Genomic DNA, 15352 nt, shown 5'->3' with positions numbered 1-15352 from the left:
GAGCGTAGCCGGGGCGGGCCACCTGCACGAGCACGGGCCCGTGGGCGAGCGCGCCGCGCGCGGCGGCGAACGCGCTGGAAGGAACGCGCGCACCGCGGGACTCGCCCTCGCGCGTTGCGGACAACACCACCGCGGGGCTCTCGCGCCGGGCCGCAGGCACCTCACGCACCCACCCCAGCTGCACGAGCCGCTCGACGTCGGTCGTGCGGGTGTGCCCGGCAAAGACGAGCGCCGCGCCTTCGCGTTCCTGGCGCAGCAGGGCGGCGTCGCGTGCGTGCACCCCGGGGCTCAACGGTTCGGCGAGGAGCGGATCGCCGTCGTCCCACATGACGACGCAGCCGACGTCGTGCGCCGGCGCGTACACGGACGAGCGGTTGCCCACGACGATCGCGGGGGCGGGAGAGAGCAGTCTCAGGTAGCTCGCATAGCGTTCGGGCCCCGACCGCCGGGCATCGTCGCGCACGAGGGCACCGCGCGGGAGGTCCGGCGACACGTGCGAGAGCGCCGTCAGCAGCTGCTCCTCATCGCGCTGGTCCGGGACGACGAGGATCGCGCTACGACCCGCGGCGAGCGTGCGTACAGCGAGAGCCGCCAGGAGTTCTGCCCACGCGCCGAGCGGGTGTGTCCTGCTCGGGCGAGGCGGGGCGTCGATGGCGAGTCGTTCACCCGCTGTCACGGCGCCGGCGAGACCCGGGTAGGCGTCGAGGATGGCTTCTGCCCACGCAACGGCGCCCGCACCGACCGTCGGCGTCTCGGGGGCCGCCGCGGCGAGCCACGCCTTCTCGGCGCGCACCATGCGCCGAGGGATCACGAGTCGCAGAATGTCGCTTGCCGACCCGGCGGCGCGGTCGGCCGCACGGCGGGCCAGGTCGTACAGTGCGGGAGTCAGTACCGGGACGGGTGAGACCACGGCATCCAACTCCGACAGTGCCCGCCGGTCGGGACCGGGTTCGGCGAGCTCGACGAGGTAGCCGTCGACGACCCGGCCCGCCGAGCGCAGCGGCACACGTACACGCACACCGGGTAACGCATCGGCGGCGAATCCGGTGGGGATGGCGTAGTCGAACAAGCGGTCCAGCTGTGGCAACGGCGAGTCGATGAGCACGCGGGCGACGGTGTTCACGTGGTCGCTCCGTCAGCCGTGCACGGTCGACCGCGGGGCGTCATAGCCCCGCGGCGGCCCGCAGTTCCTCGACACGAGAGGTCTGCTCCCACGTGAACTCGGGCAGCCCACGGCCGAAGTGACCGTAGGCGGCGGTAGCGGCGTAGATCGGCCGCAGCAGGTCGAGCTGATCGATGATCGCCTTCGGGCGCAGATCGAACACGTCGCGGATCGCGGCGGTGATGACCTCGTCGCTGACGTGACCCGTGCCGAACGACTCGACGTACAGGCCGACCGGCTTCGCCTTGCCGATCGCGTACGCGACCTGCACTTCGAGCCGGTCGGCGAGACCAGCGGCGACCGCGTTCTTCGCGACCCAGCGCATCGCGTAGGCCGCCGAGCGGTCGACCTTGGACGGGTCCTTGCCGCTGAACGCACCACCGCCGTGACGCGCCGCGCCGCCGTAGGTGTCGATGATGATCTTGCGGCCGGTCAGGCCCGCGTCGCCCTTGGGGCCGCCGATGACGAAGGGCCCCGCCGGGTTGATGTAGTACTTCACGTCGGGGAGGTCGAGACCGGTGCGCTCCAGCACCGGATCGATGACTTCCGCCTTCACCGCGGCGCGCAGCGCCTTCTGCGAGATGTCTGGCCGATGCTGGGTCGACAGCACCACCGACTCGACCGTCTTCGGCACGGAGCCGTCGTAGCCGAGCGTGACCTGCGTCTTGCCGTCGGGCCGGAGGAAGGGCAGGCTGCCGTTGCGACGGACCTCGCTCAGCCGCTCGGCGATGCGATGCGCCGTCCAGATCGCCATCGGCATGAGCTCCGGCGTCTCGCTGGTGGCATAGCCGAACATGATGCCCTGATCGCCGGCGCCCTGCAGATCCTTGGGGTCCTCGGACCCGTTCTCGCGGCGCTCGAACGCCTTGTCGACCCCGGCGGCGATGTCGGAGGACTGCGCGCCGATCGACACGCTGACCCCGCAGGAGTCTCCGTCGAAGCCGGTGTCGCTGGAGGTGTATCCGATGCGGTTGACGACACCGCGTACGATCGCGGGAATCTCGACGTAGGCGCTCGTGGACACCTCGCCGGCCACGTGCACGAGCCCAGTCGTCACAAGGGTCTCGACGGCGACGCGACCGTCGGGGTCGTCGGCGAGGATCGCGTCGAGGATCGAGTCCGAGATCTGGTCGCAGATCTTGTCGGGGTGCCCTTCGGTGACGGACTCGGACGTGAACAAGCGCAGCTGGCTCATCGATTCTCCTGACGGAACGGGCTGGGATCGTGGCTCACACAATCATGCCCGCGGTCCCCGACATCGCGGGTAACGCGGGCACGGTGACGCCACACGGCGTCACGGATCACTCGGCCGGACGCAGGCGCAGCTTGTCCTCGTGGATCTCGTGGAGCGCGATCGTGAGCGGCTTGTCCTCGACGCTGGAGTCCACGAGCGGGCCCACGTTGTCGAAGAGGTTCCCCTCGTGCAGGTCGGAGTAGTAGTCGTTGATCTGACGTGCCCGCTTGGCCGCGTAGATGACGAGCTGGTACTTCGAGTCGACCTTCTCGAGCAGTGCGTCGATGGGCGGGTCGATGATTCCCTTGTTACGCGCGGTCATGGGGACCTCCTGAGGGTCGGATGGCGGTGGAGAAGGCTGAGGCGGCGCAGGATGCTGCGCGGCATCCGTCCATTCTACAGGCGGACGACCGACCGGGCTGTCCTCGTTCACTTGTGGCAAGCCAACGGGCACAGATCAGCCCAGCGCGAGGCTCGCAACCTCGGCCGCCGCGCGGGCGACGTCGTCGTTGACGACACGGTAGTCGAACTCCTGCTGCGCGGCGAGCTCGGTCTTCGCGGTCTTCAGGCGCCGTGCGCGCTCCTCCGCGTCCTCGGTGCCGCGTCCGACGAGCCGGCTCACGAGCTCGTCCCAACTGGGCGGGGTGAGGAAGACGAGGGTCGCGTCGGGCGCCGCGGCGCGCACCTGCCGCGCGCCCTGCAGGTCGATCTCGAGCAGCACGGTGCGCCCTTCGGCCAACGCCTTCTCGATCGGGGCCTTCGGCGTGCCGTAGCGGAAGGCGTTGTGGACCGTCGCGTGCTCCAGCAGGGCGCCGCTGCGGATCAGTTCGTCGAAGGCCGCGTCGTCCACGAAGAAGTAGTGCTCGCCGTCGACCTCGCCCGGCCGAGGTGCTCTCGTCGTGGCCGACACCGACAACATGATCTCCGGATGGTGCTCCCTGACGCGTGCGGCGACCGTGCCCTTGCCCACCGCGGTCGGACCGGCGAGCACGATGAGCCGGCTACGGTCTGCACGCGGCGCCAAGGGCGGAAAGCGATCGTCGAGCCATCCCTGAAGCGAGACGCGTTGCCGCACGCCCAGTCCGCCGAGCTTCTTCACCGGCGAGATGCCCAGCGCCGCGAGGATGCGGTCGCGCTTGCCCTCGCCGATCGCCGGCAGCGCGGTCAGGAAGTCTGTGATGCGCATGGCACCCGCCGGCGAGTCGGGCTCGGCGAGTGCTCTTGCGAGCAGCTCTTGGGGCGTAATGACACGCATCGCGACGTCGTGTTTGAGTGCGGCGCGCTCACGGCGGGCGGCGACGGCGCGCCGTGAGGCCGCGACGCGGTCGACCTCGGGGGGTGTCCGGCTGTCAATCATGGGGACTACCCACGGTACAGGCTCGCGCGCTCGGCGATGCGCGCGGCGAGGTGATCCGGACCCGCCGAGAGGATGCTGCGGCTCTCACTCGCGACGACCGTGGCGGCAGCGGTGCCATAGCGGACGAGGTCGGCGGGCGCGGCGCCCTGATGACCGAACCCGGGCGCGAGGATCGGCGCGGAAGGGACCGGGACGGACAGCCCCGCCTCGTGCCAGTCGACGGTCGCTCCGACGACGAAGCCGAGCGCGGCCCACTCCCCCGGCGGTGTGCGCTGGGCGTTGCGCGCAGAGACCTCCGCGATGATCCCGGCCGACACCGTCGCGCCGTCTGAGAGGAGCGCACGCTGCGCCGTGAACGCGTCGGGATTGCTCGTCGCCGCCAGCACGAGGACACCCTTGCCGTGTGCCTCCGCGAGGTCGAACGCGTGCGTCAGGGTGCCGACGCCGAGGTATGGATTGGCGGTGAGGGCATCGGCCTCCAAGGGTGCGCCCGGCGTCAGCCACGCGTCGGCGTAGGCATCCATCGTCGTTCCGATGTCGCCGCGCTTCGCGTCGGCGATCACGATGAGGCCCGCCGCGCGCGCGGCCGCCATGACACCCTCGAGCGCCGCGAAGCCGGCCGACCCGAAGCGCTCGAAGAAGGACACCTGCGGCTTGACGATGCCGACGCGGGATGCCGCGGCATCCACCGTCCGCAGCCCGAACTCCCGCACGCCCGACGCATCGACGGGAAGGCCCCAGTCGTGCAGCAACGTCTCGTGCGGATCGATGCCGACGCAGAGGCGACCGTGCGCGGCGATCGCGGCACGGACGCGCTCGCCGAACGTGCTCACGCGGTCGCCTTCCGGTCTTCGGCGTACTCCTGCAGGCTGCGGACGGCGAAGCCCTCCCGCAAGACCGGCAACGCACTGACCGCGGCGCCGAGGACGGCCATCGTCGTGAACAGCGCCTTGTCGGCGGCGACGGCGGCGGCGCGGATCTCGTAGCCGTCCGCACGAGCGATCCCGCCCGAAGGCGTGTTCACGACGATGTCGATCTCGCCCGCGTTGATGAGGTCGACGACGTTGGGCTCGCCCGTCGTCGCCGTCGCGGAGTACTTGTTCACGACGTCGACGCGGATGCCGTTGCGCGCGAGGATCTCCGCCGTGCCCTCCGTCGCGATCAGCCGGAAGCCGAGCTCCTGCAGCCGGTGGGCGGGCAGGATGACGGCGCGCTTGTCGTCGTCGGCGACGGAGAGGAAGACTGTGCCGCTCGTCGGCATCCCGCCGTACGCAGCCGCCTGGCTCTTCGCGAACGCGGTCGGGAAGTCGCGATCGATGCCCATGACCTCCCCGGTCGAGCGCATCTCGGGGCCGAGGACCGAGTCGACCGTGTGCCCGTCGGCGGTGCGGAACCGCTTGAACGGCAGCACCGCTTCTTTCACCGCAACGGGCGAATCGAGCGGCACGCGCGAGCCATCCTGCGCCGGCAGCATCCCCTCGGCCTTCAGCTCCGCGATCGTCGCGCCGGCCATGATGCGGCTGGCGGCCTTCGCGAGTGGAATGCCCAGCGCCTTCGACACGAACGGCACGGTGCGCGACGCGCGCGGGTTCGCCTCGATGACGTACAGCACCCCCGCCGACACCGCGAACTGCACGTTCAGCAATCCCCGCACACCGACGCCCTCGGCGATCGCAAGGGTCGCGGCACGCACGCGGTCGATCTCGGTGCGGCCGAGCGAGACCGGCGGCAGGGTGCAGGACGAGTCGCCGGAGTGGATGCCGGCCTCTTCGAGGTGCTCCATGACGCCGCCGATGTAGAGCTCGTGGCCGTCGTAGAGCGCGTCGACGTCGAGTTCGACGGCGTCGTCGAGGAAGCGGTCCACGAGCAGCGGCTTGCCCTCCTCGATGACGACCTCGCCGGCCGTGCGCACGAAGTAGTCGCGCAGGCTCGGGGTGTCGTAGACGATCTCCATACCGCGGCCGCCGAGCACGAAGCTCGGGCGGACGAGCACGGGGTAGCCGATCTCCTCCGCGATGGCGACGGCGCCGGCCTCGTCGATCGCCGTGTCGTGGCGTGGGGCGGCGAGTCCGGCGCGGTCGAGCAGCTGCGAGAACAGTTCGCGCTCCTCGGCGATGTCGATCGCGGCGGGCGAGGTACCGAGCACGGCGTAGCCGGCCTCTTCGATCCCCTTCGCGAGCCCCAGCGGCGTCTGTCCGCCGAGCTGGCAGACGACGCCGAGGATCGTACCGGACGCGCTCTCGGCGTGCAGCACCTCGAGCACGTCCTCCAGCGTCAGCGGCTCGAAGTAGAGCCGGTCGCTCGTGTCGTAGTCGGTGGAGACCGTCTCGGGGTTGCAGTTGATCATGACGGTCTCATACCCGGCATCCGCGAGGGCGAACGACGCGTGCACGCACGAGTAGTCGAACTCGACGCCCTGGCCGATGCGGTTCGGGCCCGAGCCGATGATGACGACCTTCGTCCGCTCCGAGGGTGTCACCTCGGTCTCGTGATCGTACGAGGAGTAGTGATAAGGAGTCAGCGCGGGGAACTCCCCCGCGCACGTGTCCACCGTCTTGTACACGGGGCGGATGCCGAGACCGTGACGGATGCCGCGGATCTCTGCCTCGGTCGTCTCGCGCAGCTGCGCGAGCTGTGCGTCGCTGAATCCGTGCTCCTTCGCGATGCGAAGGGTCTCGGCATCCAGTTCCGGGGCGCGGCGCACGAAGTCTGCGACCTCGTTGATGAGCGCGATCTGGTCGAGGAACCAGGGGTCGATCTTCGTGGCTTCGAACGCCTGCTCGATGCTCGCGCCGAGGCGCATCGCCTGCTGCAGCACGACGATGCGTCCGTCGGTGGGGCGCCGTGCGATGCGCAGCAGTTCGTCGACCGACCGCTCCTCGACGCCCCAGTGGAAGCTCGATCCGCGCTTCTCGAGCGAACGGAGGGCTTTCTGCAGGGCTGTGGAGTAGTTGCGGCCGATCGCCATAGCCTCGCCGACCGACTTCATGGTCGTCGTGAGGGTCACGTCGGCGTTCGGGAACTTCTCAAAGTTGAACCGCGGCACCTTGACGACGACGTAGTCGAGCGTCGGCTCGAAGCTCGCCGGCGTCGCCTGCGTGATGTCGTTGGGCACCTCGTCGAGGCGGTAGCCGATCGCGAGCTTGGCGGCGAGCTTTGCGATCGGGAACCCGGTCGCCTTGCTCGCGAGGGCCGACGAGCGCGACACGCGCGGGTTCATCTCGATGACGATGATGCGTCCGGATGCCGGGTCCACGGCGAACTGGATGTTGCAGCCGCCGGTGTCCACACCGACGGCCCGGATGATGTCGATGCCGATGTCGCGCAGCTTCTGGTACTCACGGTCGGTGAGGGTGAGCGCCGGGGCGACCGTGATGGAGTCGCCGGTGTGCACGCCGACGGGGTCGACGTTCTCGATGGAGCAGACGACGACCGTGTTGTCGGCGGTGTCGCGCATGAGCTCGAGCTCGTACTCCTTCCACCCGAGAATCGACTCCTCCAGCAGCACTTCGTGCGTCGGCGAGTCGTGCAGGCCGGCGCCGCCGATGCGGCGGAGGTCCGCCTCGTCGTACGCGAAGCCGGAGCCGAGCCCGCCCATCGTGAACGAGGGGCGCACGACGAGCGGATAGCCGAGTTCGGCGGCGCCCGCCAGCAGGTCGTCCACCGAGTGACAGATCACGGACTTGGCGACGTCGGCACCGGCATCCAGCACCAACTGCTTGAAGATCTGCCGGTCCTCGCCCTTGCGGATCGCGTCGACCTTCGCGCCGATCAGCTCGACGTCGTAGCGCTCCAGGATGCCCTGCTCGTGCAGGGCCATCGCGGCGTTCAGGGCCGTCTGGCCGCCGAGGGTCGGCAGGATCGCGTCGGGCTTCTCCTTCGCGATGATCGTCTCGATCACTTCGGGGGTGATCGGCTCGATGTAGGTCGCGTCGGCGAAGTCGGGATCGGTCATGATCGTCGCAGGGTTGGAGTTGACGAGGATGACGCGCACACCCTCCTCGCGCAGCACCCGGCAGGCCTGCGTGCCCGAGTAGTCGAACTCGCACGCCTGGCCGATGACGATGGGGCCGGAGCCGATGACGAGGACGGAGCGGATGTCGATGCGCTTCGGCATTACTTGCTGGTCTCCAGGGTGGTGCGGACCAGCTCTGCGAACCGGTCGAACAGATAGTTGGCGTCGTGCGGGCCCGCAGCCGCCTCGGGGTGGTACTGCACGCTGAACGCCGGGATGTCGAGGGCGCGCAACCCCTCTACGACGTTGTCGTTGAGGCCGACGTGGCTGACCTCAACGCGGCCGTACCCGTTGGGGCTTTCGGCGGTGCCCTCCCGTGGCACATCGACGGCGAAGCCGTGGTTGTGCGCCGTGATCTCGACCCTTCCGGTCTGCTTGTCGAGCACGGGCTGATTGATGCCGCGGTGCCCGAACGGCAGCTTGTACGTGCCGAAACCGAGCGCGCGGCCGAGCAACTGGTTGCCGAAGCAGATGCCGAAGAACGGCAGACCGGCGTCGAGCACTCCGCGCAGGAGGGCGACATGATCGTCGGATGCCGCGGGGTCGCCCGGTCCGTTGGAGTAGAACACCGCGACCGGATCGATCGCCTGAATATCCTCGATCGTCGCACTCTGCGGCATGACGTGCACATCGAAGCCGCGGGCGGCGAGGTTGCCGATGGTTGCCTGCTTGACGCCCAGGTCGAGCACGGCGAGATTGCCGATGCGCTCGCCTGCGCTCTTCACAGTGGCGCGCGTGACCTCGACGGCATCGACAGAAACGGCGGCGGACAGGTTCTGTCCGGCCATCTGCGGCGCTTCGCGCACCTGGCGAAGCTGTTCGGCGGCATCCCACGTCACCGCCTCGCCCGAGAAGACAGCGCCCCGCATGGACCCGGCGGAACGCAGCACCCGCGTGATGGCGCGCGTGTCGACGCCGGAGATGCCGACGATGCCGTCACGCTCCAGGGCGTCGTCGAGCGACTCTTCGGCGCGCCAGTTCGACACGACGCGCGAGGGGTCGCGCACGACGTAACCGGCGACCCAGATGCGACGCGATTCGACGTCCTCGCCGTTCATTCCGGTGTTGCCGATGTGCGGCGCCGTCTGCAGGACGATCTGGCCGGCGTACGAGGGGTCGGTCAGGGTCTCCTGGTAGCCGGTCATGCCGGTGGCGAAGACGACTTCGCCGAACGTCACGCCGCGCGCGCCGTAGGCGCGGCCGGGGTGGCGGGAGCCGTCTTCGAGGACGAGGACGGCCGGGTCGGTGACCAGGGTGAATCCGGAAGCGGAGCTCATGCGTCGGTTCCCGTCGGGGTGGTGGTCGAGGCGGGCAGGGTGGCGGCGACCGTGTCCGCGAGGGCGCGGGCCGAACCATCCTGCGGGCGGAGGTAGCTGTCGACGAATCGGTCCCCGACGCGCCAAGTGAGGCGGACGAGACCGGAAGGCTCGACGACACGGTCGATCGCCACGGTCGCGAGGTCCACCTCGACGATGTGCCCGACCGCCAGGAACAGTCGCGGCTGTCCGGTGAGATCGAGCGCGACGCCGCGATCGGTGACCGTGACGTCGGCGCGCGAACGGAACCCCATGCCGCGGATGGCAAGGCGCTCCAGCGGCTCGTCATGGGGGGTCGTCGCGACGTACAGTGCCGAGACATGCGCGCGTTCGACGGCGCCGACGGGCACCTCGCCGACGGGGGCGGCGATGCCCGCGTCGCGGCGCGTACGACGACGCCACGCGGCGATGCCGATCGCGAGCAGGACGACGGCGAGGACGATCATGACGAGCAGGGCGCCTTCGCGGGTCATGCGCTCACCCGCGCGGTCGACTCGGGAACCCCGGCGCCTTCCACGGTGCCATCAGCCACGGTGACCTTGCCGCGGAAGAACGTCCAGCGCACCTGGCCGGGCAGCTCTCGCCCCAGGTACGGCGAGTTCGCACTGCGGCCGCGGAGGTCCTCGCGCGTGAAGGCGCGCACCGGCGCGGGGTCGTACAGGGTGAGGGATGCCGGCTGGCCGGCCCGCAGCGCGGTTCCGGCATGGTCCAGTCGTCCGATGCGCGCGGGGGCGGCGGACATGACGCGCGCGACGTCCTGCCATGTCAGCATCCCGGTGTCGACGACGGCCTGCTGCACGACGCGCAGCGCCGACTCCAGGCCGACCATGCCGTTCGCGGCGGCCTGCCACTCGCACGACTTGTGCTCGTCGGGGTGGGGCGCGTGGTCGGTCGCGACGATGTCGATCGTGCCGTCGGCCAGGCCCTCGCGCACCGCGTGCACGTCCTCATCGCGGCGCAGCGGAGGGTTGACCTTGAAGCGGGCGTCGTAGCCGCGCACGAGCTCATCGGTGAGCAGCAGGTGGTGCGGAGTGACCTCGGCGGTGACGCTCACACCACGCTTCTTGGCCCAGCGGATGATGTCGACCGACCCTGCGGTGGACAGGTGGCAGACGTGCAGGCGCGAGCCGACGTGCTCGGCCAGCAGCACGTCGCGGGCGATGATCGACTCCTCCGCGACGGCGGGCCAGCCGGCAAGCCCCAGCTCGGCGGAAACGGTGCCCTCGTTCATCTGCGCGCCCTCGGTCAGGCGCGGGTCCTGCGCGTGCTGCGCGACGACGCCGTCGAACGCCTTCACGTACTCCAGCGCGCGGCGCATGATGAGCGGGTCCCATACGCACGATCCGTCGTCGCTGAAGACGCGGACGCGTGCACGGGAGTCGGCCATCGCGCCGAGCTCGGCCAGCCGCTCGCCCTTCTGTCCGACGGTGACGGCACCGATCGGCTGCACGTGGACGTAGCCGGCGGCTTCGCCCAGGGCGAGCTCCTGCTCGACGACGCCGGCGGTGTCGGCGACCGGCGAGGTGTTGGGCATGGCGAACACCGTCGTGTAGCCGCCGGCTGCCGCCGCGCGGGAGCCGGAGAGGATCGTCTCGGAGGCCTCGTAGCCGGGCTCGCGCAGATGCGTGTGCAGGTCGACGAGGCCCGGCAGAGCGACGAGACCGTCGGCATCCACCACCCTCGCACCGGCACGGCTGAGACCCGTGCCGATCTCGGCGATGAGGCCGCCCTCGAGGATCAGGTCGGCGGCGTCGCCGCCGCCGATACGTGCTCCGCGGATGAGGATGGTCATGCGTTCTCCTCCGTATTCGTCTCGCGTTCGCCGGCCAGCAGCAGGTACAGCACCGCCATCCGCACCGAAACGCCGTTCGCGACCTGTTCCAGAACGGTCGAGCGTGGCGAATCGGCGGCGTCGGCGGAGATCTCCAGCCCGCGGTTCATGGGACCGGGGTGCATCACGATGCTACCTTCCGACAGCGCCGCCAGCCGCGCCGCGTCCAGCCCCCAGCGACGGGAATACTCCCGTTCAGTGGGGAAATACGCGGCGTTCATGCGTTCCAGCTGAATGCGCAGCATCATGAGGGCGTCGGGGGAAGCGGCGATCGCGGCATCGAGGTCGTACTCGATCCGCGCCGGCCAGCCGGTGACATCCTGCGGGATGAGCGTGGGTGGGGCGACGAGGGTGACGTCGGCACCGAGCGTCTGCAGCAGCCACACATTCGAGCGCGCCACGCGCGAGTGCAGCACGTCGCCGACGATCGTGACGCGGATGCCGGCGAGGTCGCGCCCGCGGCTGTCGTCGCCGAAGCGGCGCTTGCGAATCGTGAACGCGTCCAGCAGCGCCTGCGTCGGATGCTCGTGTGTGCCGTCACCCGCGTTGACGACCCCGGCGGAGATCCAGCCGCTTGTGGCGAGCGTGTACGGAGCGCCGGACGCGCTGTGACGGATGACGACGGCATCGGCGCCCATCGCCTGAAGTGTCTGGGCCGTGTCCTGCAGTGACTCGCCCTTGCTGACCGAGGATCCCTTCGCGGAGAAGTTGATGACGTCGGCAGACAGCCGCTTGGCGGCGGCCTCGAACGAGATGCGGGTACGCGTGGAATCTTCGAAGAAGAGGTTGACGATCGTCTTGCCGCGCAGGGTCGGAAGCTTGCGGACCTCGCGGGACTGCGTGTCGCGCATGTCTTCGGCGACGTCGAGGATGCGAAGAGCGTCATCGCGGCCCAGCGTTTTGGTACCCAGGAGATGCCTCATGATCCGATCGTCACCTCTTCGATGCCGTCCACTTCGGCCAGGCGCACATTGACACGTTCGCTGCGGGCGCTCGGCAGGTTCTTGCCGACGAAGTCGGGGCGGATCGGCAGTTCCCGGTGCCCGCGGTCGACGAGGATCGCGAGACGTACGGCGGCGGGGCGGCCGATGTCGTTCAGCGCGTCGAGGGCGGCGCGGACGCTGCGCCCCGAGAACAGCACGTCGTCGACGAGCACGACCGTCTTGCCGTCGATGCCGCCGGCCGGGATCTGCGTCGGCTGCGGGGTGCGAGTGGGGTTCCGGTGCAGGTCGTCGCGGTACATCGTGACGTCGAGTGCGCCGACCGGGACGCCCTGCGCTGGAAGCTGTTCAGTGATGTCGGCGAGGAGTGCACCGATGCGGTTCGCGAGGGTGACGCCGCGGGTCGGAATGCCGAGAAGGACGAGATTCTGCGGGCCCTTGTTGGACTCCAGGATCTCGTGGGAGATCCGAGTCAGTGCGCGCGCGATATCAGCGTCGTGAAGCACGGTGCGCGAGGTACCGGTGCTCATCCGCCGCTCCCTTCTCCGCCTCACGGGACGGGGTTAAAGGTTGCTGTGGTTCCGGCGTCCACCCTACCCGATGCCGCGGCGGATGCACGGAGCGCCCGCACGGGACACCCGATGCCTGCGGTGTCAGAACGGTGGATCGTCAGGGAGCGGCGGCAGCTGGCCGTTGCGCATGCAGTCCAGGAGTGCGCGGGCTCCGAGTTCGCCGGGTCGAGGTTGCCTGACCGGCACCGCTGGTGGGGGCGGCGGTATCGGCGGTGGCGACGCCGTCGCATACCCGGTGGGAGAGACGAGCTGCGTGGTGCCGTCCGCTCGGCGGCGGTATCGGAACCTCGTCTTCTCTTTGGCCTGGTTGTCGTTGCAACAGAAGGGGTGCAGGTTGGCAAGGTCCGTGGCGCCGCGCCCAGGGCCGTGGAACGCGGTGAAGTGGTCCACGTCGGAGTCGGCGGCGTGGCGGGCACACCCGTCGCGGGTGCAGGTGCCGTGGGTGAGGAGCAGCCATTCGCGTTGCTGCCGCGTCGCGGCGCGGGCCTTGCGGTCCATGTCGAGGACGACACCGGTGACGGGGTCGGTGATCACCCTTGTGAACGAACCCGCTTCCAGCAGCATCCGGACCGCGGTGACCCGGTCGATCGTCTCCGCCGTGTCGAGGCGGGCCGCTTCGTTCAGGTTCGGCGCGCCGGCGGGCACGGGAAGCCCGCTCCGGACGGTCGCTCGCGCCGCGGGGGCCAGGATGTCGACGGGGACCGTCACGAAAACCTTCGCCTTCACCGCGGACGGCGTGCCGACGCCCTTCAGCCACGCGGTCGCGAGATCGGCGCGCACCTGATCCCTCGTGCGTTGATCCACCGTGCGCTCATCACCGACGGACCCGTCGCGAGCCCGCTTCTTCAGGTTCTTCGCCGTCGCCGTCGCCCGCCGCATGATCGCCCGGGCGTCGGCGGTCGCGGTCAGCAGATGCACCCACGCCATCCCCGCCTCATCCGCTTCCACATACAGGCGGCGGCGGGAAGGGTGTCGAACCGGGCCAGCAACGCCACCGCGGTCTCGATCTGAGCGAGAGTCGCGAACCCGTCACAGGCTGCCTGCCACAGGGCGGGCAGCCGGTCACGGGCGGCGTCGGCAGTGTGCGCGAGATTGCGGATGGTGTTCTCCGACAGCTGCAACCGCAACCCGGCTTCGGCCACCGCACACCGTTCCGCCGTGGTCACCGCATCCGAGTCCCCGGGGAGAGCGTAGATGTCCGGATGCTGCCTGGCGAACCCGATCGCCTCGGCCAGGGCACCGGCACGGCGGGCTGCATCGCGATTCAACTCGAACTGATGGCGCTCCACGTCCGCGAACCACAAACCGAGGGCATCCGCATCAGCGGGATGCTCGATCACGGGTTCCGGGTTCATATTGCGATTGTAGGCCGTATGTTCTATGCAGGCAAGACTCATTGTTGACCTCTAATCCGACATTTGTACGCCTTAGGCTTCCCTAGCGTGCCGACTGTTAGGCTGTCCTACGCTCTATGAACCGTTCCTTCGTCGTGCCCCGCGCTGTCGGCGCCGCGCCCGCTGTCTCGGATCCCTCGCGTCACCCCGTCGCACCCGGAGGCTCCGCTCCTGCGCGCGCCCGCGCGCGTGCGGAAGCGCCCGCCCTGGGGACCGCTGTCGGCAAGGCGATCCTGCTCGGTGAGCACTCCGTCGTCTACGGGCACCCCGCGATCGCGATCCCCCTGCACGGACTCGGGGTACGGGTCGAGGCGGAGCGGATCCCAGATGCCGCCGACACGTCCTCGATGTTGGACAGCCGGCTGTTCACCGGGCCGCTCGACCAGGCGCCGGAGCGGCTACGTCCCGCCGTCGAGGCGATCCGGGCCGCCCTGAACGCCGTCGACGCGGATGCCGCCGTCCGCGTGCATGTCCGCGGCGACATCCCGGCGGAGCGAGGACTCGGATCCAGCGCCGCCGTCGCCGCGGCGATCGTGACCGCCGTCTGCGCGGTGTTCGGGCGGAGTCTCGACGAGCCGGAGCGCCACGAGCTCATTCAGACGGCCGAGCGCGCCGCGCACGGCACCCCGAGCGGCCTGGATGCCCACACCGTCGTCGCCGACGGACCTATCTGGTTCCACGGCGGCATCGTCGAGCGGCTGGCGGTCGCGGCGCCGATGACCTTCGTCGTCGCGGACACCGGCGTCGCCGGGGGCACCCGTGCTGCGGTCACGGGCGTGCGTTCGCGGCGCGAGGCCGATCCCGAACGTATCGATGCCCTGCTGGCCGCCCTCGGCGATCTCGCCGAGACGGGGCGGCACGCGCTCGCCCGCGGCGACAGCGTCCACGTGGGTGTCGCGATGACGCAGGCTCACGAGCTGCTCGGCATGCTCGGCGTCGGTCATCCCCAGCTGGACATGCTGGCGGCGGCGGCGCTCGCGGCGGGCGCTCATGGCGCGAAGCTGACCGGCGGCGGGCTCGGGGGCTGCGTGCTCGTGCTGGCGCGTGACACCGAGCACGCCGTGAGCGTCGAGCGGGGCCTTCGCGAGGCCGGCGCGGCCGAGACCTGGATCACCACCGTCGAGGAGACGCCATGATCGTCGCGACCGCGTGGGCGCATCCGAACATCGCCCTCGTGAAGTACTGGGGCAAGGCGGACGTGGTCGAGAACCTTCCCGCCACGGGCAGTCTCTCGATGACCCTCGACATCTTCCCGACGACCACGACCGTGCGCGTGGACCCATCGGCGTCCGCTGACGTCGTGACGCTGAACGGTGAGGTCCAGACCGGCGTTTCGCGGGAACGCGTCGCGCGCCTGCTAGATCACGTCCGCGCGCACTACGGCGTGACCGGCCATGCGCACGTCGACTCCGTCAACACGGTTCCCTCCGCAGCCGGCCTCGCCTCGTCTGCGGCCGGGTTCGCGGCACTGGCGGGTGCCGCTGCGGCGGCCTACGACCTCGACCTCGACGAACGCGGGCTGTCGCGCCT

Annotated in this window: 13 protein-coding genes and 2 pseudogenes; 2 read left to right on the top strand and 13 right to left on the bottom strand. The window is 70.0% G+C overall.

Annotation, left to right across the window (positions count from 1 at the left end; all coding sequences use genetic code 11):
- The 13 genes and pseudogenes from WBP48_RS08805 to WBP48_RS08745 form a co-directional block, all read right to left on the bottom strand.
- A pseudogene (locus WBP48_RS08805) lies at positions 1-1123 on the bottom strand (primosomal protein N'); the annotation flags it as partial.
- 40 nt (positions 1124-1163) lie between these two features.
- Positions 1164-2357: a methionine adenosyltransferase gene (gene metK / locus WBP48_RS08800; protein ID WP_424439112.1), complete on the bottom strand. Its 1194-nt coding sequence runs from the start codon at positions 2355-2357 to the stop codon at positions 1164-1166.
- A 106-nt stretch (positions 2358-2463) separates the two neighbouring features.
- Positions 2464-2718 (bottom strand): DNA-directed RNA polymerase subunit omega, encoded by a 255-nt coding sequence (gene rpoZ, locus WBP48_RS08795; RefSeq protein ID WP_424439109.1) that lies wholly within the window; start codon positions 2716-2718, stop codon positions 2464-2466.
- A 135-nt stretch (positions 2719-2853) separates the two neighbouring features.
- The gene (gene gmk / locus WBP48_RS08790) at positions 2854-3753 is read right to left on the bottom strand and encodes a guanylate kinase (RefSeq protein WP_424439106.1); all 900 of its coding nucleotides are present in this window, start codon (positions 3751-3753) and stop codon (positions 2854-2856) included.
- Between the two features lie 5 nt (positions 3754-3758).
- Positions 3759-4586, bottom strand: coding sequence for an orotidine-5'-phosphate decarboxylase (pyrF, locus tag WBP48_RS08785; RefSeq protein WP_424439103.1), 828 nt, complete (start codon positions 4584-4586; stop codon positions 3759-3761).
- Complete coding sequence (gene carB, locus WBP48_RS08780) at positions 4583-7870, bottom strand: carbamoyl-phosphate synthase large subunit (protein WP_424439100.1); 3288 nt, start codon at positions 7868-7870, stop codon at positions 4583-4585. Before carB ends, pyrF begins: the two co-directional genes overlap by 4 nt.
- On the bottom strand, positions 7870-9045 hold the full coding sequence (gene carA / locus WBP48_RS08775; protein WP_424439097.1) for a glutamine-hydrolyzing carbamoyl-phosphate synthase small subunit: 1176 nt from the start codon (positions 9043-9045) through the stop codon (positions 7870-7872). The genes carB and carA overlap by 1 nt, the downstream gene beginning before the upstream one ends.
- Positions 9042-9557: a hypothetical protein gene (locus WBP48_RS08770; RefSeq protein ID WP_424439094.1), complete on the bottom strand. Its 516-nt coding sequence runs from the start codon at positions 9555-9557 to the stop codon at positions 9042-9044. The genes carA and WBP48_RS08770 overlap by 4 nt, the downstream gene beginning before the upstream one ends.
- Positions 9554-10876: a dihydroorotase gene (locus WBP48_RS08765; protein ID WP_424439091.1), complete on the bottom strand. Its 1323-nt coding sequence runs from the start codon at positions 10874-10876 to the stop codon at positions 9554-9556. The genes WBP48_RS08770 and WBP48_RS08765 overlap by 4 nt, the downstream gene beginning before the upstream one ends.
- A complete protein-coding gene (locus tag WBP48_RS08760; RefSeq protein WP_424439088.1) occupies positions 10873-11838 on the bottom strand; it encodes an aspartate carbamoyltransferase catalytic subunit in 966 nt (321 codons plus the stop codon). The genes WBP48_RS08765 and WBP48_RS08760 overlap by 4 nt, the downstream gene beginning before the upstream one ends.
- On the bottom strand, positions 11835-12386 hold the full coding sequence (gene pyrR / locus WBP48_RS08755) for a bifunctional pyr operon transcriptional regulator/uracil phosphoribosyltransferase PyrR (protein WP_424439085.1): 552 nt from the start codon (positions 12384-12386) through the stop codon (positions 11835-11837). The genes WBP48_RS08760 and pyrR overlap by 4 nt, the downstream gene beginning before the upstream one ends.
- 123 nt (positions 12387-12509) lie before the next feature.
- Complete coding sequence (locus WBP48_RS08750) at positions 12510-13355, bottom strand: hypothetical protein (protein ID WP_424439082.1); 846 nt, start codon at positions 13353-13355, stop codon at positions 12510-12512.
- Positions 13334-13783, bottom strand: coding sequence for a hypothetical protein (locus WBP48_RS08745; protein ID WP_424439079.1), 450 nt, complete (start codon positions 13781-13783; stop codon positions 13334-13336). The genes WBP48_RS08750 and WBP48_RS08745 overlap by 22 nt, the downstream gene beginning before the upstream one ends.
- Positions 13784-13899: 116 nt before the next feature.
- Between WBP48_RS08745 and mvk the strand changes: the two genes are divergently transcribed.
- Both mvk and WBP48_RS08735 read left to right on the top strand, forming a co-directional pair.
- Complete coding sequence (gene mvk / locus WBP48_RS08740; protein ID WP_424439076.1) at positions 13900-14958, top strand: mevalonate kinase; 1059 nt, start codon at positions 13900-13902, stop codon at positions 14956-14958.
- Positions 14955-15352 (top strand): annotated as a pseudogene (locus WBP48_RS08735) (diphosphomevalonate decarboxylase); the annotation flags it as partial. The gene mvk and the pseudogene WBP48_RS08735, both read left to right, overlap by 4 nt.

The organism is Microbacterium sp. (genome assembly GCF_049661145.1).
In the GTDB taxonomy this organism is placed as follows: Bacteria; Actinomycetota; Actinomycetes; order Actinomycetales; family Microbacteriaceae; genus Microbacterium.
The sequence above is the reverse complement of the archived record's forward strand: the minus strand, read 5'-3'. Positions and strand labels throughout refer to the sequence as shown.

Excerpts from the sequence above, each read along its gene's own strand:
- pyrR (WP_424439085.1), bottom strand. The coding sequence starts at position 12,386 with ATGAGCACCGGTACCTCGCGCACCGTGCTTCACGACGCTGATATCGCG.
- gmk (WP_424439106.1), bottom strand. The coding sequence starts at position 3,753 with ATGATTGACAGCCGGACACCCCCCGAGGTCGACCGCGTCGCGGCCTCA.
- WBP48_RS08745 (WP_424439079.1), bottom strand. The coding sequence starts at position 13,783 with ATGAACCCGGAACCCGTGATCGAGCATCCCGCTGATGCGGATGCCCTC.
- WBP48_RS08770 (WP_424439094.1), bottom strand. The coding sequence starts at position 9,557 with ATGACCCGCGAAGGCGCCCTGCTCGTCATGATCGTCCTCGCCGTCGTC.
- metK (WP_424439112.1), bottom strand. The coding sequence starts at position 2,357 with ATGAGCCAGCTGCGCTTGTTCACGTCCGAGTCCGTCACCGAAGGGCAC.
- WBP48_RS08750 (WP_424439082.1), bottom strand. The coding sequence starts at position 13,355 with ATGGCGTGGGTGCATCTGCTGACCGCGACCGCCGACGCCCGGGCGATC.
- WBP48_RS08765 (WP_424439091.1), bottom strand. The coding sequence starts at position 10,876 with ATGACCATCCTCATCCGCGGAGCACGTATCGGCGGCGGCGACGCCGCC.
- WBP48_RS08760 (WP_424439088.1), bottom strand. The coding sequence starts at position 11,838 with ATGAGGCATCTCCTGGGTACCAAAACGCTGGGCCGCGATGACGCTCTT.
- carA (WP_424439097.1), bottom strand. The coding sequence starts at position 9,045 with ATGAGCTCCGCTTCCGGATTCACCCTGGTCACCGACCCGGCCGTCCTC.
- carB (WP_424439100.1), bottom strand. The coding sequence starts at position 7,870 with ATGCCGAAGCGCATCGACATCCGCTCCGTCCTCGTCATCGGCTCCGGC.
- mvk (WP_424439076.1), top strand. The coding sequence starts at position 13,900 with ATGAACCGTTCCTTCGTCGTGCCCCGCGCTGTCGGCGCCGCGCCCGCT.
- rpoZ (WP_424439109.1), bottom strand. The coding sequence starts at position 2,718 with ATGACCGCGCGTAACAAGGGAATCATCGACCCGCCCATCGACGCACTG.